Consider the following 22,305-nt stretch of genomic DNA (forward strand, 5'->3'; position numbering starts at 1 on the left):
ATATGCTTCCAGAATTACGCAATTATGGTCAAGAAGTGACACTGATTATGAATAGTGGTATTCAGTTTCTTGATTTTGCACTTAAAATCGATTGGAAAGATAATCAATGGCGCAGTAAAGTTAATGGGGCTTTTATTGACCCATCAGAAAGTGGCGCACTCATCAGATTGTTTGAAGATGTGGAAAGTGGTCAATTTTTTACACCTGATAATCCAACATTTGCTGTCAAACCGACACAAGAAATTAGTGTTGATCAGTCGTTAAAATTATACGATGGTATTTGGTTACCTGTGCCTGTTTTGCGTTCAATACCACCAGAGCGTTTTGATCAAGGGCCGCATAATTGGAGCCGAGTTCGAATTGTTAGTATTCCTGAAGGTGAAGATCCTGATGGCAATACACATCGAATTACGTTTGCTTTTGATACAAAAGTATTTGCTAACTTACAAGATGTGGCTTACCTTGCTCCAACCGAAAATGATGTGATGACTGGCGCAGTCTTTAGTTTAGCACATCGTTCAGATCAGGTTTCATGGTATTTAGAGCTTAAATGGATAACCAGTTGGTTAATTGATCTCTTTCAAGAGCTGGCGCCACAATCTGAACGGTTAAAGATCCATAAAGATGATCTTAATCAAGAAATTAAAAACAAATCTTATTATGGGCACTACCTAAATATCATCCATTTACTTGCCGATTCATTGCAATTACCGACAATTAAAATTGTGTCAAACAGTAAAGATGATGTGGTGAAATCAATTCCTGTCGATATGATTTTAGATGTGGGTAATTCACGCACTTGTGGGATTCTAATTGAAGATCATGCTCAAGATAAAGATAGTTTAAATCATCGTTATGAGCTTGAAATCCGTGATTTAACTCAGCCTGAGCATATCTATAATGAACCGTTTGAAAGTCGAGTAGAATTTGCCCAAACTTTTTTTGGCAAGGAACATTTTTCTTTGCAAAGTGGACGACGCGATACTTTTCGTTGGCCAAGTATTGTCCGTGTAGGTCAAGAAGCAAGCCGACTTGCTAGCCGGCGTGAAGGCAATGAAGGTGCAACGGGGCTTTCAAGCCCAAAACGTTATTTATGGGATCAAGATAAATATGAACAAGGGTGGCGTTTTAACTCTCATTATGTAAAAAGTGATCATGAACCATTTGCAACAGCAGAACCTTTTTCTAGTTTAATTAATGAATATGGAGAAGCGTTGCATATTCTTAGCAATGATATTCAAGACGAGTATGATCGCAAAATGCCGGTTTTCCACCCAAAATACTCTCGCAGTTCTTTGATGACGTTTATGTTATGTGAAGTATTAATGCATGCATTAATGCAAATGAATAGTGTCGCTCAGCGTAATAAACTAGAGCATGCGAAAACACCACGTAATTTACGTTCAATCATTTTAACGATTCCGCCAGCCATGCCAAAACCCGAACAAGCAATATTTAAAAGTTGCGTATATCAAGCCATTGGTTTGGTTTGGAAAAGCCTTGGTTGGGATAGTTCAGATGACAATATTGATTTCAATAATTCTGAGCAATTAAAAAGTGTTTGGCCAAATATTCCTGAAGTTTATATCCAATGGGATGAAGCGACTTGTGGCCAAGTTGTGTATCTTTTTAACGAAACGCAAAATAATTATAATGGGCGATGCGAAGAGTTTATTGCATCAATGATCCGTCCAGATAAAACCAATAAGCAAAAGTTAACTATTGCAACAGTTGATATTGGTGGTGGTACAACCGATTTAGTGATTAACGATTATCAATTAGACTACGGCGTTAGCGGGCAAGCCAACAGCAGTAATGCCTATATTGTGCCAACACAGCGTTTTCGTGATGGATTTAAAGTGGCTGGAGATGATATTTTACTTGATCTTATCCAAGATACCGTTATAACAGCTTTAACAAATGGTTTGAAACAAGCTGGAATTGCTGATCCTAATCCTATTTTGTCCATAACGATTGGTTCTCAGCAACTATCAATTCAAGATGCGGTATTGCGCCAGCAACTTACCTTACAGCTATTTATACCAGTTGGGTTACAAATATTAAAAGCATATGAACTTTATGACCCATTACACGCAGAGCAACATGTCTATTGTTCTACTTTCGGTGAATTATTACAACGCAATATGATGACCGATAACGTGCTTAATTTTATTAATGAACCGATTAAGCGCGCATTGAATAATCCTGATTTTTCAGTACTTGATTTAAGTATCGAGATTAACCTTAAACGTATTCATTATTTGTTTATTCGGGGCGATTATTACAATATTTGTAAAACGTTTGATGCGCTATCGGAGATTATTAGTTGTTATCAGTGTGATGTGCTTTTGTTAACTGGTCGTCCTTCGCGTTTACCGGGTATCCAAAGTTATTTTCGATCACGCTTATCCATGCCTGCTGGGCGAATTTTACCTTTGCATGGTTATTATACTGGTGGTTGGTATCCTTTCCATAAACAAGAACGAATTGATGATCCTAAAACAACGGCCGCCGTGGGGGCGATGTTGTGTTTTTTAAGTAAGAATTTACGATTACCTAATTTCTATTTTAGAGCCTCTAATATAGATTTATATTCAACCGTTAAGTACATTGGACTTTTAGATAATCTTAATATGATTAAAAAAGAAAATGTCTATTATCAAGATATTGATCTGGATAATCCTAATTATGATTTTCCTAATCTCTCATTTGAAATACGAGGGACCACAAGACTTGGTTTTAGGCAACTTGAAGTTGACCGTTGGCCAGCATCGCCTATCTATATTTTAACGATTGAAAGCAGTGAAGTGGCTAAGCGATTAAGCGCTGAAGGCGTCGTGCTAGAAGTGACTTTAGGTATAAAAAATAAACAAAAAATGGTCGAGAATTTTTATATTAAAGAGGTAAAAGCCTCTGATGGTCGAGCCTGTAATAAAAATCAGGATATTAAACTCAGTTTAAACACCATGGTTAATTCGGGGTTAATAAGTACGCAATATTGGCTTGATAGTGGAATGATAAAACGATGAAAAACTTAAACGAACAGCTGCCTAAATCTTGGGATCAGGTCTATCAAGCATCTGCAAAGGCCATTGAGTGGGTGAATCAAACACGCCATTCATCTAAACGTTTAAATAGCGAAGCGGATAACTTAATTTTGGATTTGCGTCGGTTACGTAACAGCGCAAAACGATTGGGAGATGTATCAACAAAATCTGTTGCAGTTGGTTTTTTTGGATTATCACAGGCCGGTAAATCCTATTTAATTTCAGCACTTGCAGCTGGTGAGAATGGTAAGCTTGAAACGGTTGTCGATAATGAAGTGTTAGATTTTATTGACCATGTTAATCCCGTGGGTAGTGGCAAAGAGGCGACGGGGCTTGTTACTCGCTTTAGCCGCATTGCCAAAGGTGGCATACCTAACTATCCGTTAGAATTAAAATTGTTTAAAGAGATCGAAATTGTCAAAATTTTGATAAATGCTTATTTTAAAGATTTTGATCAGCAAAAAGTATCTAATAAAATCGAGTTTGCACCGTTAAATCAGACAATTCAACGTTTGGAAAATCAGAAACAAACTAATTATGTCGGTGGTGTTAGCGAGGATGATATTGTTGATCTTTACGATTATTTATCTGAAAACTTTGGTAACTCGCTCGAAGAATTGAAAGGGGGCTATTGGGAAAAAGTAACGCACCTTATTCCTTATTTATCAATAGCAGAGCGTGGCGAGCTGTTTTCTGTCTTATGGGGTGGAATTACTGAGCTGACGATAATTTATACTCAATTAGCGACAACATTATCAAATTTACACCATGCTGAAACTGTGTATGCGCCGCTTTCAGTATTAGTGAAAGAGAATAATGGCACCAAGTCGCAAATTGACAGTATTATGAATGTTGATATTCTTGAGCGATTAAATACCGACAAAGATTCATCGATTACCATAACACCGTTAAATAGTGAACCAACATCAATATCTTTAGCGCAATTGGCTTTTTTAACCGCCGAATTGATTTTCCCATTAGTCAATAAAACCAGAGTACCAACTTTTGAAAATGTGGATTTACTTGATTTTCCTGGATATCGAGGGCGTTTAAATTTGATATCGATTTCAGATGTGAAAGAAGGTAACCCTATTGCTCAGCTTTTATTACGGGGTAAAGTTGCTTATCTTTTTGAAAAATATACTGATAGCCAAGAAATGAACGTGCTAGTTGTGTGTACTCCGTCAGATAAACAATCTGATGTTAATGATGTTGGTCCAGTACTTGAACGTTGGATCGATAAAACACAAGGTGAAACAGCTGAAAAAAGAGCGACGAAAAAAGCGGGATTATTATGGGCAATTACCATGTTTGATAAACGCATTGGTACCTCATTAACTCTATCAGAAGACAATCTTAAAAATAGCTGGGGTAAAGGTGGGTTACTTCAGCAAACCATTTTAGAGCGATTTGGGAGTTACGATTGGTTAAGCAACTGGTCTAACGATCATCAATTTAATAATGTCTTTCTTGTGCGCAAACCAGGATTTGATGTACCGTTTTTAAATGTCGAGCCGAACACTTGTCAAGAGCAATCTTATAATGCAAATTATCAAGATAAAATGAATGCATTAAGAAATACATTTGTGCAAAACAGTGATATCAAACAGTACGTGTTCCAGCCAGAAGAAGCATGGGATGCCATGTTAAAACTCAATGATGGTGGTATAGGGCGAATTAGCCAATACTTAGAACAAGTTGCTATTACTGAAGTCAAACAGCAACGAATTGTTGAACAGCTTAATGAAAAAATTGAATATATTATTAATATGCGTTTTGATACTTGGTATCAAGCAGACAATGATGAAGAACTAGCCAAGAAAAAACAAATCATTGCTGATGTTGTTAAAGAGTTACAGAGTAAAGCACTATTATTAGGTGAGCTACTAAAAGCGTTTGAATTGCCAGATCAAACCATTAGAGCGCTTTATCATTCCAATACTGTCGAAAATGAAACGCAGCAAGCAGGTAATGATAATGTGTTAGATAATTTATCTAATGATTTTGGTTTAACTGCTGATTTTGAGCTATTTTCTGATGTGAGTTCATCACCATCCACCAAACAAGTCGCCATATTCCCTACCGAATCAAAGTTTGCAAAAACGGTTTTCTCGGCATGGTTAGAGCATTTAAGAAATATTGTGCTAGATAAGCATATCTTGCAGTTTTTCGGTATCAATCAAAAATCACTCTCTTTTATGGTAGAAGAATTGATTACTGCTGCGAATCGAATGAAACTTGAAACAAGTTTAAGCGAACGCATTTTGAATAATGAAAATACAGGTAGTAAACGTGATGATCTAGAGTCTAGACAAGTCAGTACTATTCATACGTTACTGGCAGACTTTATTGCTTGGCTGGGTTTTATTCAAGGGCAAGCAAGTGATATACCCATGAGCAAAGTTAATCAAGGAAAACCAATATTTTCTTCACCACTAAGCGAATTTAATATGCAATCATCGCATTTATTACCAAAACTGGACGATAACACTAAAAATTATTCTCAGTATGCGATATTTGATTGGTTTATTGCCTTTGCTATGCTTGCGCAAGAAAATGTAGGGCATCATGCAGGACGCGAAATTAGCCAAGAACAAAATAGCCGATTGGGTGAAATTCTTGCTTTTTTCAAGCAATCGCAGATTAATTAAAATTAAATAACACAATATTGAATAAATAACAAAGTATAGTAGGAAAGTCTTTTTGAGCAAAAAGAGCTTTCCTATTCAATAGCACAGATAAACAATACTCACCTATTTGAGTATAAAAATAGAGGATATCATGGCATTAAGAATTGAATTAGCTAGTTATAAACCCGGTATTGCGAAGTTTTTAGCTCAAAAATGGAGTGGTAGTTCTGACATTGATATGCTGATACAACGAAATCAAGATGGCTATTATTTATCGGGTTTAAATCAATGGAGCCCTGAAAAAAACTGGCACACCGTTGAAAATATGTCTGTTGATAATGGACAATTAACCGGACAAATTGGTGAATGGCTAGTTGACTCTTTATTATCACAAGAAAGTCAGATTCGATTTCTTATACAAATTCGTGATAAGCAAAATGAGAAGTATGTTGATGGGGGCGTTGTGAGCATTGCTGATTCGGTTCTTGCATCAACCGCATTAAACTTGCAAACCGCATTACCTAATGACGAGCGAACTATAGCACAGCCAGATCCTGTTAGTGATTCTATTATTGAAGATCAAACACCATTAATTGAAGAATCTAGCCTTAAAGCTGAAAATGAAACGTTAGCCGAACCTATCGAACCAGAAATCATACCAGAAGCACCAGTTAAATCGAAAAGTCGCCTAGGGTTAATTATGGCTATTATTATCGGTTGTATAGTGCTAATTGGACTTGGCATGGCTGCATGGTATTTTTTATATTTCAAAAATCCATCACAACCAACTCCAGCAGTGCAAATTAGTGGTCAATGTAGTTTGAACAACGCCTCTACTGATGATTTAACCTTTATTCAACAATGTTTACAGACCAAGCCAGAGACAGATGCCATTATTCAGATCATCACTGAAGCTAAAAAAGCTGAAAAATGTAATATCGCTCAGCGGTTATATGCCAATCAGGCTCAAACTCACCCTAAAATTGCGATGTTATATGCAAAAGAGTATGACGAAAAATATTATGAAGCAAATAATTGTTTTAAAGCGGATAAAGAAACGGCTATTTATTGGTATGAAACGTCTTTGACTAACGATGCAAATAATACGTTCGTTAAAGATCGTTTAACCGAATTACAAAAATAGTGAGGAGCAAGAATGAATAAGCTAGCTATCTCGAAACTCATTGGCACACTAGGTCTAACATGCCTGCCTTTGATGGGATTTGCAACTGAGCCACTTAAACAGGCTGGAAAAACAACCTTATACCAACGTGTATTAAGTACCCCAACGTGTGAATTAAAAAACAATATTACCGATGCTACAGGCAAATCCTTGCCTGCATTTTCCCGTTATTATGTTTATGAACGCAAAAATGACAATAATCAAGAGTGGCTTAGTGTTGGCCCTGATTCTTATGGGAAAACCATTGGTTGGATTAATAATTCATGTGCGATTGCTTGGAATATGCAAATGACATTGGTTTTTACAAATCCAGTTGATCGTGATCCTTTGCTATTTTTTAAAGATAAGGCCGCATTAACGGCAATTGTTGATGCAGACAAGCCTGAAGCTTTATTAAAACCTATTCGTGATGCATTAAAAGCCAATAAACCCGCTTTAGATGTAGTGGCTCAAGAACCTAAAGAGTTCGTTGATTTTAAAAGTAACTTCTATTTATTACCTATTTTACAAGGTGAAGAAGTGATGAATGGGCAAGGGTTTTATGAGCGAGTGTTAGAAGTTGCCTCAGTTAGTAAACAAGCATCATTGATAAAAAATAACACAAAATCAACAACTACCCAAACAACTGATGATAGTGCTAACCAAGTAGCCCCTTTTAAAGCCGCCATCGTGTTTGTTATTGACTCGACTATTTCTATGGATCCTTATATTTCAAGAACTAAGGAGGCAGTAGCGCGAGTTTATCAACATATTGAAAAAGAAAATTTACAAAATCAAGTTAAGTTTGGCTTGGTTTCATTTCGGTCAAGTTTAAAAGCCTCTGATAAGCTTGAATTTGTGAGCAAAATTTTTGCGGATCCCAATAAAGTTAAAGATAAAGAGGACTTTAAACAACTAAGTGCTTCACTTAAACAAGCTTCTGTTTCTACCTCGTATTTTGCCGAAGATTCCTATGCAGGTATCGCTCAAGCATTAAATGATATTAATTGGAATAGCTTTGGGGCGCGTTATATGATTTTGATAACCGATGCAAGTGCAATTCCGGGTGATGATAAGCTCTCTAGTACAGGCATGGATGCGGCGCAATTAAGACTTGAAGCGCAGCATAAAGGTGTTGCGATTTATGCATTACATTTAAAAACGCCAAGTGGTGCAAAAGATCATCAAATTGCGGCAGAACAATATTCGGACTTAACGTATAACGATTTTATTCATAAATCACTTTATTACCCAGTGAATGCAGGTGATGTAAATGAGTTTGGTCAAAAAGTTGATTTGCTAGCAAAAGCATTGTCTGAACAAGTTAAACTGGCTTATAAAGGTGAAGCTTCTGTTGGTAATGCCATCAATGCAAAAGACGATAATTCAGACATGTTAAAAGATGCATTGCTACTAAGCAAGGCCATGCAACTGGCTTATTTGGGAGATGTTAAGGGTACTCAAGCGCCGTCAGTTTTTAAAGCATGGATTGCCGATAAAGATTTTGTCAAACCGACTATTCCAACAGCAGAGCCACGTATATTATTAACAAAATCGCAACTGAGTGATTTGAGCGATGTGGTTAGCAAAATTGCTAATGCGGCTAATGATGGATTGATTTCTGCCGATGATATGTTCTCTCAACTTCGTTCTGTTGCGGCTGCAATGGGGCAAGATCCAAGTAAATTAAAATCTGATTCCGTCACAAAAATTGCTGACTTAGGTTTGCTGGGTGAATATTTAGATAATATCCCTTATAAAAGCGATGTCACTGGACTTGATCAAGATACATGGAAAAGTATGAGTGGGCTTGAACAAGAAAAATTTATTCGTAATTTAAACAGTAAAATTCGCTATTATCAAAAATGTAATGCGGATGTCGATCGTTGGATTTCATTAGCTGACGGCAGTGATCCTCGCGAAAATGTTTATCCTATACCATTAGAAATGTTGCCGTAAAATGTTAAATATTAAGCAATTATCGATTTCACGCTCCACAGGCAAATCCTTTTTTAGCGTTTGCCTGCCGATGCTTACTGTCAAAGCGGGGGAAGTTGTTGTTATTCAAGGTGATAGCGGCACGGGTAAAAGCACTTTACTTGAAATGGTGGGAATGATTTTAAAACCAGACCAAATTGATGGTTATAACTTAGTTGTTGATAATTGTAATATTGATATCGCAACGCTAATCAAGCAAGATAAAATTGATGAACTTGCTGATATTCGTGCTCAATATTTAGGTTTTATGCTGCAAACAGGTGGATTACTGCCATTTTTGACGATTCGTGATAACATTTTATTATCATTGAAGTTATTACAAAAAAAAGTGGATAATAGCCGGTTTGATTATCTAGTGCAAAAACTCAATATCGTTCATTTGCTCAATAAATATCCTAAACAGTTATCAATTGGTGAAAGGCAACGAGCTTCTTTTATTCGTTCGATTATTCATAAGCCAGCGTTGTTACTTGCCGATGAGCCGACTTCGGCATTGGATCCCTATAATGCGAATTTACTGTTTAATTTAATTATTGAACAAGCTCAGCAAGATAACATTGCTGCCATGATTGTCACACATGACTGGCAACGCATCGCTGACAAAGGATTATTGACTTTATCGGCTAAGTTAACCTCGGCACAATCATCAGAATTTTTACCGTTACAAGATAAGGCGTAAAAAATGACTAAAGCAATATCAAAATGGTTACTTGTTACTCGTTTATCGTTAGCGGACTTATGGTATGACAAAAAAGTATCATTTTGTATTATTGCCTCAGTAATATCAGTGATTACACCCTTGTTATTGTTATTTAGCTTAAAGTACGGGGTTGTTTCGCAACTTCGAGAACAATTACTCAGTGATCCGCAAAATTTAGAAGTAAAAATTGTGGGAAATTTGCAACTTAAAGATGAAATGTTTGAGTGGATAAAACAGCAACCTGAAACAGCTTTTGTGATTCCACTCACGCGTTCATTAAATACGCAAGCTGATTTAATGAAAGATGCTAGCCATTTTGTTAATAATGCCGAAGTTATTCCTACAGCCAAAGATGATCCAATAACAAAAAATTTGCCATTACCGAATAATAAAAAACAAATTTTATTAAGTTCGTTATCAGCCGAAAAAATGCAAGTCACGATGGGCAGTCACGTGAAAATGGTGATCACAAGGCAGCTTGATGGAAAACTTGAAAAAGGAATGGCTGAATTAGAGGTAGTTGGCATTATTCCCGAAAATCGTTATAGCCGTGCTGGGGCTTTTGTCTCTTTAGATTTACTGATTGATATGGAAAACTATTACGATGGGTATCAAAGTGATGTTTTTCTAACCTCAACGGGGCAATTAAATCCGCCTAATCATACTTCGTTTGCGCGAGCCCGTATTTATGCGGACTCGCTGGATAATGTTGCACCATTAGCGTATAAATTACGAGAAAAACATATCGAAACGCGTACCCAAGCTAATGCAATTGAAAACCTGCAAGCGATTAATCGAGTGCTTAATTTTATTTTTAGCGTTATTGCCATTACGGCAGTATTGGGATGTGTTTTATCATTTACGGGGTCATTTTTATCGAATATTGAACGTAAACGCAAAGATATTGCTTTTATGCGATTGCTTGGATTTCGTTCAAAAGGCATTATGTTTTATTTAGTTAACCAAGCAATGATTTTGAGCTGTTTCGCTTTTATAATCTCTTGTGGGCTGTTTGCGGTAGGAAATTGTGCTTTTAATTCAGTGTTAGGTAAAAATTTGCTTTCACAATCCGTTGTGAGTCAATTACAATTTTATCATCTTATTATTGCATTTTTACTGACTTTATTGATTTCAGCGGGCATTGTGGTTATAGGAGGGCGACATGCTATTCAAATTCAACCAGCAGAAAGCTTACGTGAAGCATAATTATACTCGATTAGCTTGTTGGGGGTTGGCTACAATTAGCTTACTACCGGCATTAAGCTTTGCTGAACCTTGGGACAGTAAATTTTATAATCCCAAGCCGACAAAAGATGATGTCATTTTACCGATGCCATGTGACGGTAGTTTAGTGATGAAAAAGGTGTTTACCCCTACCAATAAACCGCTAGATGATGTCAAAGTCATTTTAGGGAGCAATCAAAAAGAGTTCGGTTTTGCCGAGTATGCCACACCCAATTATATTGCGGGTAGTTTTTCTGATTCAGATAAAGAACGCTATTATTTGATAGGTAAATATGAGATTACCACATTGCAATATCAATCCGTCATGAATGATACTTGCCCAACCCCTAACGTGAATCTTGCCTTTCCTATCACGGATATTAGCTGGTTTGATGCTATTGCTTTTACAGATAAATATAATCGTTGGTTAATTGCAAACCAGTCAAAAATAAAATCAATGAGTTTACCGAATGGTTATGTCCGTTTACCCAATAATACGGAATGGGAATATGCTGCGCGTGGTGGTTCAAAAGTGACAGAATCGGAATTTCGAGAATCACGATTCCCTATGACTAAAAATCTCGAAAGTTATGCGTGGTTTTCTGGTGCTAAGTCGGCTAATGGTAAATTGCAACTTATTGGTAAGTTAGATCCTAATCCCCTAGATCTGTATGATATTTTAGGTAATGCGAGCGAAATGATGTTTGATTCGTTTAGAATGAATAAACTTGATCGCTACCATGGTCAACAAGGCGGAATGATTGTGCGTGGGGGGAGCTATTTAACGCCCGAATCTTCAACCACCAGTGCTTTTCGTATTGAAAAGCCTTTCTATGATGATAAAAGTGCTTATAAAAGTAAAGATGTTGGATTTCGCTTAGTTTATACAACTGAAGTGATGAATTCGAATGATAAAATCAAAGAGCTAGACAAAGAATGGAGTCAATTAGGTAGTGAAACGGACAGCGCAAAAAATGGTAATGTTGTCAGCGAGCTTGAAAAAATTACTAAACAAGTTGAAGATGAAAAAACAAAAAAAGAATTAAATCAACTCAATGCACTTTTACGTAGCGCTAATCAAGCGCGCGATGAGCAACGAGATCGTTCTATTCAATCAGCATTACAATTAGGTGCATTTTTGTGCGCTAATGTTTCAGATTTAAACAGCAAGTTTGAGTATAATGATAATTTATACAAAACAATGATTAATGAAGTTTGTGATTTAAAAGAAACCGATACTGTGGCCGATGACAATATGTGCTCAAAAGTAAAGCTAGATAATTTAAAACAGGTTGTTGATGAGTCTAAAAATGCACGGGACTTTATATTGAAATATTATGCTGATACGATTGTTAATACGGCGTCAAATTACGAGAAAAATACGATTAATGATCAAGTCAAATCAACGCAATTTATTCTAGAAAATAGTGGCAAAGCAAATATGAGCGATTATTTAAAACTCTATTTCAAACATATTAATCAATATATTGAATCGGGGAAGGTCGAGCGAACAACTTGGCTACAAACGTGTAATGAGATAAAAGGAAAAAAATGATGAACAAAATTATAGTAACACTGACTTTATGTATATCGATTATTTTAACTGGGTGTCAAGGTACAGGGCGAGCGAGTTCTAGAAATGTCGATCCTGCATTAACTAAAAGTAATACGGCTAAATTTTTTAGTAAATCAGCGTGGCAATCTTGTGCTATTGGTGCTGGTTTAGGCGGTATTGGCTGTGTGTTAGCAGGTGGAAAAACAGGGGTATGTCTTGCATCTGCGGCGGTAGGTTGTGGTGTATTGATGGGTGCTAACTATTATCTTGATAGTAAGCGAGCTGAATATGCTGATGACGAGATGCGTCTAGATGTTTATATCCAAGACGTGCAAAAAAACACCTACGAAGTACAAGCGGTGACCGAAACTGCTAAAGCGGTATTAGATAAGAATTTAGCAACACTTAAAGTATTAAATAATCAGATAAAAAATGATACGATCAATAAAAAACAAGCACAAAATGATTTGACTCAAATTGATGCAAATATTGCTTATTTAAGAGACAAATTAAAACGCATGAAAAAAGTTGAAAATGATTGGGTTTCAATATCCTCCGAAGAACGACAATCAGGTGTTAGAGTATCAAGACTGGATCAACAAATCAGCCAATTGCATAAACAAATTGCAGTACTTGAAAATCAAATTAATCTTGTTACTAAACAACGTTCAGCAGTTAAGGTTAGCTAATTATGAAAAAAAAATATATTTTATTACTCAGTCCATTTATTTTTTTAGCCGGTTGTTCAACTACGCCTGAGCAGTGCGATCCAACTAATACCAACATTGGAATTATGGATAAAATTAGCTGTAATTATTCAGGAAATTATCAGGCTCGAATTGATCAGAAAAAACAAATTCTAGAAGATGAAGTAAGAGCTAATCAGCAGTTTAAAGAGATTTATGCCACTATCGAGAAGCAAAAAAACGCCACCGCGTTAAGTATTAAACAAAAAAAGGCACAGCAGCAAAAGTTGAAAACGGATTTAACTAAACTAACCAATGAAGTAAAACAAAAAGCCAAAGGACGTGACGACCTACAGGCTCAAGTGAAAGATATTGAACAGCAACTGAATAAAGTGAACAATTCAAATAGTTCTGAACTTGAAAAACAAGTTGAGTTAGATAAGTTAAATAAAAAACTTCAACAATTGCAAAAAGCATTAAACATATAAATATATTTCTTGCTTAATCAATGTGATAAATAATAAAAGCAGACGTTAAATAAAAGGAAATAAATTAGCAATGCAGCGCATAACAAGAATTATCTGTGATCATCATCATCCCGAAAAGATGTCGTTATTCGATCAATATAATTCTTTGCTAGCATTGCTAAAACCGTATTTGACTGAGCGCACTTTTTCGATTTTAGCAATAGCAAGATTGATTGATGATAATCAATATATTGGTTGGTACACTTCTTTAGAAGGGCAGCCTATCTTATTGAGTGAAATTAGTGATCAATCACATAAAGCTAAGATAGAAAACACGTTACAAAATCGTATTAACGATATCGAAGCTGTGGTTAAGTTAATGTCACTCACGGCTGAGCAGCAGGCATTTATTTCATCATGGTTACCTAGAATTAAAAGTTTAGGTAATCATATTTATGTGATTAATGATGAACCAGTTATTGTTAATACCTTTGAAGAGCCTATTTTACCGGCACCTGCCCCAGTTATTCCGTCAAAATCATTTTGGCGTTGGTGGCATTTTTTACTTTTAGCCTTATTACTCTTTGCTTTACTGGGCATTCTTTGGTATTTATTTTGTCCATATGCAAAAGAAAAGCCTGCGATTGCTGATGTTGAGCCCGCCATTACTCAGCCTGTTGAAGAAAAGAAACCAGATCCGGTTGTTGAGCCACCTAAAGAGGAACAACCCGTTGTAAAATCGGAACCTGAAGCGATACCAGAGCCAGCACCTAAAAATTGTGTTACTCGTGAAGAGATTGCCAATAATACTGACAAGCCTAAAATGGTTATGATATTTGACAATTCAGCCTCGATGACATTGACTTTGATGGAATCTCAAGCGTCCATTAATCAATACTTGCGTGCTGATTGGTATTCAATGACCGAACAAGAAGCTGATGCATACGAAAAACGCATGACACGTTTACCGAATCGTTTATCAAGTAGTAAAAAGGTTGCATTGTCGACTATTGATAAAATACAACCTGATGTTAATATTGCGTTAGTCACCCTTTCTGCTTGCCCTGCTGCACAAACTACCTCGTTTTATCATTATGAAAATAGAGGTAAGTTAAAAACTAAAATTAGTCGGTTAAATCCATTAGAAAATAACAGTGCAACGCCTTTATACAGTGGTATAAAACAAGCTAGTAAAATGCTTGATGGCGTAAACCATGATGATTACATCTTAGTGATTAGTGATGGTGAAGATAATTGTACCAAAGCGAATATTTGTGCTTTAGCCAGCAAAATCGCCACTGAGCAACCTCGACTCAAAATAAATATTGTTGATATTGCTGGACAACATAAAATTGACTGTGTAGCGAATAAAACTGGGGGGAAAGTTTATATCGCTCAAAGCCCAACACAGATAATTGAACAAATGAATAATGCCGTTTCGAATATGAATATTAGTAAACCGATATGCGAATAATTATTGTTAAATAATACTAGATAGTCGAATATCTCGTTTTTGGTATATCTATGGTTAAGTAATGTTTGAAGTTTATTGCAATTTTAGTATAAGAATAGTGGTCAACTGTAAGGAATTAAATCAATAATGCAACGAATAACACGGATAGCCTTTGATTATAATAACCCAGAGAAGATTTCTCTGTTAGAACAATACCATTCTTTACTATTATTATTAAAATCACATTTAACCGATCGCACTTTTTCAATTTTAGCATCACCAAAGCTAATTGATAACAATCAATATCTAGGTTGGTATACCAATCTTGAAGGACAACCGCTTTTACTTGATAGTATTGCCCACAAATCGCATAAAAATAAGATAACCAAAACGTTACAAACACGTATTAATGATATTGAAAATGCTATAAAATTAATGCCATTAAGCGATGAAGAGCGAAGTTTAGTTTCAGCATGGCTTCCAAGAATTAAAAGTTTAGGCAATCAAATTTATGTGATTAATGATGAACCCGTTATTATCAATACCTTTGAAAAACCGGTTTTACCAGCAGTAGTCTCTGTTATTCCATCAAAGCCATTTTGGCGTTGGTGGTATTTTTTAATCTTAGCCTTATTGCTTGTTGGTTTACTTGGTATTCTGTGGTATTTATTTTGCCCATTGGGTAAACAAAAAACAGTTGTCTCCGATCCTATGGCTATCATTGCACCGGCTGTTATAGTCAAGAAACCTGAACCAAAAGATCCCGTACCAGAAGAACCTTCGCCAATTGCAACATCTGAGCCTAAACCAGAACAGGTACCTGAGCCACCGTTAGCGGCAAAGGTAAAAAATCCACCTAACTGTATCACCAAAGAAGAGATGAATAAAGATCCTAACCCATCTAAAATGGCAATAGTGTTTGATAATTCATTATCGATGACAGTAACATTAAATGAATCGCCATCAGCGGTTGAGCAATACTTTCAATATTTGACATATGGTTATGGTCGTAATATGTCAGAGCAAGAAAGAATCAAATACGAAAAGCGTATGACTCGCTTACCAACTCGTTTATCAAGTAGTAAGAGTGTGGCTACTTCAAGCATTGATAAGATACAACCAAACATTGATATTTCACTGGTAACGCTGACGAATTGTCCAGCAGCGAATGTATCGCCATTTTATAATTACTCTAATAGGGCCTCACTAAAGCATAAAATTAAACAATTAACACCCACTGCAGCAGGCGGGGGCGGAACGCCTTTATATAATGGCCTAGAAAAAGCCAGTAAAATGCTAGATGGGGTAAAACGTGACGACTATATTCTTATTATTAGTGATGGTGAAGATAATTGTACAAAAAGTAATATTTGTACATTAGCTAACTATATAGCTGCACAAAAACCACGATTAAAAATTAATATTGTTGATATTGCGGGTGAACACAAAATAGACTGTATCGCCAATGCAACGGGCGGAAAAGTTTATATTGCTCAAAGTCCAAAAGATATGATCAAACAGATGAATAAAGCGGTTTCAAATTTGAAAATTAATAGACCAGTATGTGAATAAAAAAACACAAAAAATAGTGGATTTATTAGCTAATTCATTGATATAGGTTATTGATAATTATGCTATCATCTATTTTTTATTTATAAATTATTAAGCATTATCACAAGATCCAAGTAAAAATTTTCACAACTTGATTTAGCGTTTAATATTTAGTTTTGTCAGCTATTCATTCGGTGCACCTCGTGTTTGTTCCAAACTATTTAAAAAGCATAAATATTGGCTAATACTATTTGTTCATTAGTCATTTAATGTTTTATGCGGAACCATTCTTAAAAAATCCTTACAAATATTTCAATCTCAAAAGTAGTCAATTTTTTTTCAAATGTTATAATTCAGGTGATTAAAAATTAATCTAACTTATTTTACTAGCCAAAAGCTATAACAGAGTTAAATAAAACAGATAATTAATTGAAGAAAGGAGTATTTTGTGCTTTACCGCGATAGAACGCAGCAGCTTTATGTTTTAAATCTATTAAATCACTATTGTAGACAGGTTTTCTCGTTCACTTCATTAATATTAGTAAAATTCCCTATAACATTATTGCCGTTATTGCTATTGCCGTTTTCGTTCGATTCTCAGGCATTATCAGCTACCACAACAAACACGATTCAAGGTAGTGCGCCTTATTTAACGTTTAATAACGGTAAAACAAAAGTGATAAATACAGAAGATTTATTAGCTATTACCTTATCAGATGGCACTACCATTACTCCAATTACTAATACTTCAGCAACAAACCCAATCGTACTTCCTCGTGTTGGAGAGACTTTAGCCGATGTTGGCATGTTAGTACCATCAACAACTGATACGATAGAGTTAAAAGCACTTATTGATGCGCCTTATTATTATTGGGGTGATGATGATGGTGATGGGCAGGAGGTTAATGGCGTAACGGCTATGGGTAGCTTAACCGTTAATATTACAGATAAAAATAATCGGGTAGTTGGTCGCGCTGATACTTTAGATATTGCTAGATCGCCTTATAAAGTAGTGTTAAGTAATACAAATAGTAGTTTAAGTACCCAGTATGGTGTACCTAATCGTAGTACTTTTAACGCTGGCACAGTGACTTACTACATCATTCCAAAATCATCACCAGCCGTTCTTTATGCTAAGCCTAATTTGAGGCTTGGCGGAAATAATGAACCAGGCTTTAATGGGTGGAAATTTGCTGGTCCAGCTAATATTTGGCAGCCAAACAGGGGCTTTCTTCCTCAATCTATAATACCGACATCATATAACCTTAACTTCCCAACCACGGGCGCAAATGGCTTATATTTTGATTTAGATATATCGGAAGGTACCCAATTGACTTGGCCTTCCATTACCCATGAGGGAATAACGGCTATTATGACACCCAATGCGAATGGCACCCGTGTGCGAGTTCTGCTAACAGGTCCTGTGGCAACTAATGATCAAATAAAGGAGGCAAACCCAGCTCGAATTTACACACCAGCCTTACCAAAAACGTTTGAGTTAGTTGGTTATGATAGTAGCGGTGCAGCAGTGATAAAATATGGATTTGTGTTACAGAAGTGGTTTGTCAGCCGTGGTGAAAGGTCAGCAACCAACATCGAAACTGAAAATTGGTGTACTAGCTTAGGTTATCGTCTTCCACAAGCAAAAGATTTTACTAATGCGGTCTGCTCAGGGGCAAACGAAACTATGTTCTGCCGAAGTTTAGTTGGTGCCACGCCAGCATCAAGTGGCCATCATTATCAGCGTCAAATCGGTGCTGGATTTTTCTCTGAGTGGGGGGATATAATCCATTATAAAGGTGCTGGTATTGTAAATGCTTGGTTCTGGACGAGTGATCCCTATGGAGGATGGAGATTTCGTATCGATTCAACTGCTGGTTCTGCTGATGGAGATTATCCTTACAACCACAACAATGGGTTGTGTATCTATCCGTGATGATAATTAGCTTGACAAGCAGGATTATCAGCTAATTAAGGCTAAGCATTAAAGAAGTTGCCTTAACTTAAAATGGAGACGCACGCACGAATGATAATATTAAAGAATAACGTGCTTATTATTAATGTTAATCAACAACAATAAGCGTTGTTTAGAAATAAAGATAAAAGGATCAAAAAGAATTCTATACTGAAACGCATACCTACTTAAAAATTTTTAACAAGATTCTTTTTTTATAAATTTTTAATTCAATTTGTTATTTTTCTTGTTTTAATCAATAAAAGACTAGGCACCTGCCTAGTCTTTTATGTTGTATATTAAAATAGCGTAACCTTTAAAAATCTAAATTGGCTGCTTTAAGAGCATTTTCTTCAATGAATAATCGTCGAGGTTCAACTTCATCACCCATAAGGGTTGTAAACAATTGATCTGCTTCAATCGCGTCTTTGATGGTGACTTGTAACATACGGTGCCTGGTTGGATCCATGGTGGTTTCCCATAATTGTTCTGGGTTCATTTCTCCAAGCCCTTTATAACGCTGAATAGTTAAGCCACGACGAGACTCTTTAATTAACCAATCAACGGCTTCTTCAAAAGATTCAACCGGCTGTTTACGTTCATCGCCCTCAATTGGTGATCACTACTAGCGTCACATAGGGGCTGGTTTCTGCGCGAAGTGAGGCGATACGGGGGGTTACACCAGCGCGGGCTTTGAGAACCACTACTACTGGCCAAGTGACGCTGCTGGTGGTGACTACCAGTTCTCTGTTTTCATGGGGTGGTTATTTGGGCAACCACAATGCTTTGCCGAATAACACTAATTACTATGGACTTTGCACCACTCCTTAGTATTTGATGCTTAGTTCTTAATCCTGAGGTAGTGTGCGAAGCTTATGGTGCAAATAAAGGACAATCCATCCAAGAAACAAGCCCACCGCGCATTAGGCCGGGCCTTGAACCAGCAGATCATACAAGTTTGTGCTTTTGCAAATAGACAGCAAAAGCGCTTTCCCCAGAATAAAAGCCAGTTCCCAAAAAATTCATTATTATACTCAAACATCTATCCTAAACTTTTTGACATTATTTATTAATCTTTCTATAAAAGGGTGGTTAAATTTTTTTAAAGCGTTATACTTTTTATATTAACAGATTAATTTGGCTTAATTTATTAGCTAATAATTATAAAAAATCAAATAAACACAAAACAATTGATATACAGGATGTTATGCAGTATAACTATAGCCTACAGATCTGGCCGCATTATGTTTTAAGCATTTCTAAATACTACTTAAATAAGACATTTAGCTTCGGTATCCTTTTTACCCTAAACTTATTAAATACACATACACAAGATTGCCACTTATTCTTGCTAATTAGTTTTCGTAAACCGCTAAATGTTAGCCTGAAGCAGCAATTACAATTAGCGGAGCTATCACAGCCACGTTTATCGCGGTTATCCAGTTTAACTTTATGGCTATTTAAAGTTTCTTTTACATTAGTACCATTGTTGTTAACGTGTGTAGCAAATGCAAAAATGTTATCAGCCAGTACTTCAAATATCATTGAAGGTACCGCTCCTTATTTAACATTTGATGGCGGTATAACCAAAGCTACTCAGACGGATGGTTTGTTAAGTATCAAGTTATCGGATGCTACAGTAATCTCACCAATGAGCAATACATCTTCACTATCAAAACCAATAGTGTTACCTAGTGCCAGCGATACGTTTGCTAATGTTGTCATGTTTTTACCAACAACCAGGAACTCAATAAGTTTAAACACACTCGTTAGAGCCCCGTATAACTATTGGGGTGATAATGATGGTGATGGGCAGGGGAGAAGAGGTATAACGGCAACAGGCAGGTTAAGGGTTCGGATCAAGGATAAAAATAATCGAACAGTTAGTCGTGTTGATACTTTAGATATTTGCAATGCACCTTATAAAATGGAATTAAGCAATACCAATGGCAGTTTAAAGACGCGGTATGGTGTGCCAAATCAAACTATTTTTGGTGTGGATGCTGTAACTTACTATTTCACCCCAGAATCGTCAGCTAAAGTTTGCTATGCCAAACCAGAATTGCAAGAAAGTATAGGTCGATATGCCGGTCCTGCTGAAATGTGGGATACAAGAAAAGGGTTTATTCCCCAAGCAACTACCCCATCATCATACGCTAGTAACTTTCCTACTACTGGTGCGAATGGTTTATACTTTGATTTAGACATAGGAGGAAGGGGTTCTCTAACTTGGCCATCAATCACTCAAGGTGGTATAACTGCTACCATGACACCCGATGCGAATGGGACAACTGTGCGCGTTACTTTAACAGGACCTGCGTCAACCAAAAATGAACAGAACGCTGACTTACCAGGGCCGCTTCAGGCTGGAATACCAAACTTACCGCAAATATTCGAGCTAAAGGGATACGATAGTAGTGGTAAAGAGGTGGTAAAATATGGATTTGAATTGAAGAAGTGGTTTGTTAACCGTGGGCTTAGAACAGCTGAAGCTGCCAACCAAGAAGCTTGGTGTTCAAGCATAGGCTATCGGATTATACAAGTCAAAGACGTCACCAATGCAACCTGTGATGGTAGTAGTAGTTGTCAAAATGCAGTTGGTGCCACACCTTCATCAAGGGGCAATAATTACCATCGCCGAATTGGTGGCGGTTTGTTTAGTGAGTGGGCTCGCCTAGCTAATTATAGTGGTTCAGGCTTTAGTAACCTTAGCTATTGGACAAGTGATGTAACAGGGGAGCGTTTATTTCATGTATACTCGTACAATGGTCGGGTTTACCGTGCTGACCCTATCGGTAACTATTACGGGGTGTGCGTTTATCCTTAGCTTTTAGTTCTGAGTTTTTAATTCTTGTACGAATTAAGAGTCAATTAAGTTTAAAAAAAACAAAGAAATCTGTTTTAATTTAAGTGGCTACACGCCAACAAAGTTGGCAAGCCATGCGTTTTTGTATCTAAAACAGCACAAATGCTTGTCTAATATAAAAAATATCCAATCAAAGAGAACTTAACAATCCATTTTTTATACTCAAACGCATAGTTACCTGAAACTTTTTGACAAGAATTTTAATTTTTCTGAAAAAGCATAATTTAGGCCATAGTTACATTTTTATAGGTAGTTATAACTTTATTGAATAAAAAAACCAGACATGCGTCTGGTCAGATTGATGACAAACCTCGATATAATTCGGGGTTTATTTTTTTATTTAAACCATAAATAGGCTTTTTAATTTGGATTTTATTAAATAAATTAAAAAATAGCTTAAAAAAACGTAACAAAAATAGCTTTATCGCTATTTTCTTGATATTTTGAGCCGTTGCGGCCAATAAACACTGCATTTGAACCTGCGCTCTTCCTCTAAATCGTGCATAGCGATGTCCGTGATGTTGTTTAGCATCAGCAAAGCTGCGCTCTATGGTTTCTTTTCGCCGAGCATAGACTTTTTTACCCCACTGACTTAAACGAATCTCGTTGGCTTTCTCTTTATCTGCTTCCCAGATATGCCGTGTGATGACTTTCTGTGTATTTTTACTCTGTGTACACTGTGACAATAACGGACAGATTTTGCAGGTTGTTGCATCAGAATGATAATGACGATAACCTTCCCTGCTGGTAGTTTTATATATTAATGTTTGCCCGTTTGGGCAAGTATAAGTATCGTTTTGACCGTTATAGATAAACTGCTTTTTTCTGATGGGATTCGCACCATGGGTGGGACGACGATAACCCAACACCGGATATATCTGCTCTGCCAGCAGTAAATGGCAAATGGGAGCCGTAAAATAACCCGCATCAAGACCGACACCAACCGGATTAAAGCCAAACCGCTCTAGCTGGCGTTTTAATCGAGCCATATAAGGCTGGGAATCATGGATAT

At 36.5% G+C, this 22,305-nt stretch carries 14 protein-coding genes and 1 pseudogene; 13 read left to right on the forward strand and 2 right to left on the reverse strand.

From position 1 onward, the window contains the following. Window positions 1–2: 2 nt before the first annotated feature. From A9G24_RS08535 to A9G24_RS08590, 12 genes are all read left to right on the forward strand, one after another. The gene (locus A9G24_RS08535) at window positions 3–3,029 is read left to right on the forward strand and encodes a virulence factor SrfB (protein ID WP_065638631.1); all 3,027 of its coding nucleotides are present in this window, start codon (window positions 3–5) and stop codon (window positions 3,027–3,029) included. Further along, a complete protein-coding gene (locus A9G24_RS08540; RefSeq protein WP_065638632.1) occupies window positions 3,026–5,698 on the forward strand; it encodes a putative virulence factor in 2,673 nt (890 codons plus the stop codon). Before A9G24_RS08535 ends, A9G24_RS08540 begins: the two co-directional genes overlap by 4 nt. Before the next feature lie 130 nt (window positions 5,699–5,828). Next, complete coding sequence (locus A9G24_RS08545) at window positions 5,829–6,821, forward strand: hypothetical protein (RefSeq protein WP_065638633.1); 993 nt, start codon at window positions 5,829–5,831, stop codon at window positions 6,819–6,821. Between the two features lie 12 nt (window positions 6,822–6,833). Continuing rightward, entirely contained in the window at window positions 6,834–8,798 is a 1,965-nt protein-coding gene (locus tag A9G24_RS08550; RefSeq protein ID WP_065638634.1) for a vWA domain-containing protein, read from the forward strand. A 1-nt stretch (window position 8,799) separates the two neighbouring features. Then, window positions 8,800–9,516 carry an ABC transporter ATP-binding protein gene (locus tag A9G24_RS08555; protein WP_065638635.1) on the forward strand — a complete coding sequence of 239 codons (717 nt, stop codon included), beginning with the start codon at window positions 8,800–8,802 and terminating at the stop codon, window positions 9,514–9,516. 3 nt (window positions 9,517–9,519) lie between these two features. Then, entirely contained in the window at window positions 9,520–10,743 is a 1,224-nt protein-coding gene (locus tag A9G24_RS08560; RefSeq protein ID WP_065638636.1) for an ABC transporter permease, read from the forward strand. Next, window positions 10,700–12,316: an SUMF1/EgtB/PvdO family nonheme iron enzyme gene (locus tag A9G24_RS08565; RefSeq protein ID WP_081303141.1), complete on the forward strand. Its 1,617-nt coding sequence runs from the start codon at window positions 10,700–10,702 to the stop codon at window positions 12,314–12,316. Before A9G24_RS08560 ends, A9G24_RS08565 begins: the two co-directional genes overlap by 44 nt. Then, entirely contained in the window at window positions 12,316–13,005 is a 690-nt protein-coding gene (locus tag A9G24_RS08570; RefSeq protein WP_081303142.1) for a hypothetical protein, read from the forward strand. The genes A9G24_RS08565 and A9G24_RS08570 overlap by 1 nt, the downstream gene beginning before the upstream one ends. Window positions 13,006–13,007: 2 nt before the next feature. Then, window positions 13,008–13,490, forward strand: a complete 483-nt coding sequence (locus tag A9G24_RS08575; protein ID WP_065638638.1) for a hypothetical protein — start codon at window positions 13,008–13,010, stop codon at window positions 13,488–13,490. 70 nt (window positions 13,491–13,560) lie between these two features. After that, complete coding sequence (locus tag A9G24_RS08580; RefSeq protein ID WP_065638639.1) at window positions 13,561–14,943, forward strand: VWA domain-containing protein; 1,383 nt, start codon at window positions 13,561–13,563, stop codon at window positions 14,941–14,943. Between the two features lie 126 nt (window positions 14,944–15,069). Beyond that, complete coding sequence (locus A9G24_RS08585) at window positions 15,070–16,494, forward strand: VWA domain-containing protein (RefSeq protein WP_065638640.1); 1,425 nt, start codon at window positions 15,070–15,072, stop codon at window positions 16,492–16,494. 427 nt (window positions 16,495–16,921) lie between these two features. Continuing rightward, window positions 16,922–18,409, forward strand: coding sequence for a hypothetical protein (locus A9G24_RS08590; RefSeq protein WP_065638641.1), 1,488 nt, complete (start codon window positions 16,922–16,924; stop codon window positions 18,407–18,409). A gap of 334 nt (window positions 18,410–18,743) precedes the next feature. Here A9G24_RS08590 and A9G24_RS12520 read toward each other — a convergent pair. Continuing rightward, a pseudogene (locus A9G24_RS12520) lies at window positions 18,744–19,040 on the reverse strand (DNA gyrase subunit B); the annotation flags it as partial. A gap of 594 nt (window positions 19,041–19,634) precedes the next feature. On the opposite strand from A9G24_RS12520, the gene A9G24_RS08600 reads away from it, so the two are divergent. Continuing rightward, entirely contained in the window at window positions 19,635–21,254 is a 1,620-nt protein-coding gene (locus tag A9G24_RS08600) for a hypothetical protein (protein WP_065583325.1), read from the forward strand. A gap of 332 nt (window positions 21,255–21,586) precedes the next feature. On the opposite strand, the gene A9G24_RS08605 is transcribed toward A9G24_RS08600, so the two are convergent. Continuing rightward, window positions 21,587–22,305, reverse strand: a 719-nt coding sequence (locus tag A9G24_RS08605) for a transposase (RefSeq protein WP_255307240.1), incomplete at its 5' end; no start/stop codon positions are given.

Origin of the sequence: Gilliamella sp. App6-5 (assembly GCF_001690525.1) — a bacterium.
GTDB classification, from domain to species: domain Bacteria; phylum Pseudomonadota; class Gammaproteobacteria; order Enterobacterales; family Orbaceae; genus Gilliamella; species Gilliamella apicola_H.

Bases quoted from the DNA above. Each gene is read 5' to 3' on its own strand.
- A9G24_RS08585 (WP_065638640.1), top strand. From the start codon at position 15,070: ATGCAACGAATAACACGGATAGCCTTTGATTATAATAACCCAGAGAAG.
- A9G24_RS08540 (WP_065638632.1), top strand. From the start codon at position 3,026: ATGAAAAACTTAAACGAACAGCTGCCTAAATCTTGGGATCAGGTCTAT.
- A9G24_RS08535 (WP_065638631.1), top strand. From the start codon at position 3: ATGCTTCCAGAATTACGCAATTATGGTCAAGAAGTGACACTGATTATG.
- A9G24_RS08545 (WP_065638633.1), top strand. From the start codon at position 5,829: ATGGCATTAAGAATTGAATTAGCTAGTTATAAACCCGGTATTGCGAAG.
- A9G24_RS08560 (WP_065638636.1), top strand. From the start codon at position 9,520: ATGACTAAAGCAATATCAAAATGGTTACTTGTTACTCGTTTATCGTTA.
- A9G24_RS08580 (WP_065638639.1), top strand. From the start codon at position 13,561: ATGCAGCGCATAACAAGAATTATCTGTGATCATCATCATCCCGAAAAG.
- A9G24_RS08575 (WP_065638638.1), top strand. From the start codon at position 13,008: ATGAAAAAAAAATATATTTTATTACTCAGTCCATTTATTTTTTTAGCC.
- A9G24_RS08600 (WP_065583325.1), top strand. From the start codon at position 19,635: ATGCAGTATAACTATAGCCTACAGATCTGGCCGCATTATGTTTTAAGC.
- A9G24_RS08555 (WP_065638635.1), top strand. From the start codon at position 8,800: ATGTTAAATATTAAGCAATTATCGATTTCACGCTCCACAGGCAAATCC.
- A9G24_RS08570 (WP_081303142.1), top strand. From the start codon at position 12,316: ATGAACAAAATTATAGTAACACTGACTTTATGTATATCGATTATTTTA.
- A9G24_RS08550 (WP_065638634.1), top strand. From the start codon at position 6,834: ATGAATAAGCTAGCTATCTCGAAACTCATTGGCACACTAGGTCTAACA.
- A9G24_RS08565 (WP_081303141.1), top strand. From the start codon at position 10,700: ATGCTATTCAAATTCAACCAGCAGAAAGCTTACGTGAAGCATAATTAT.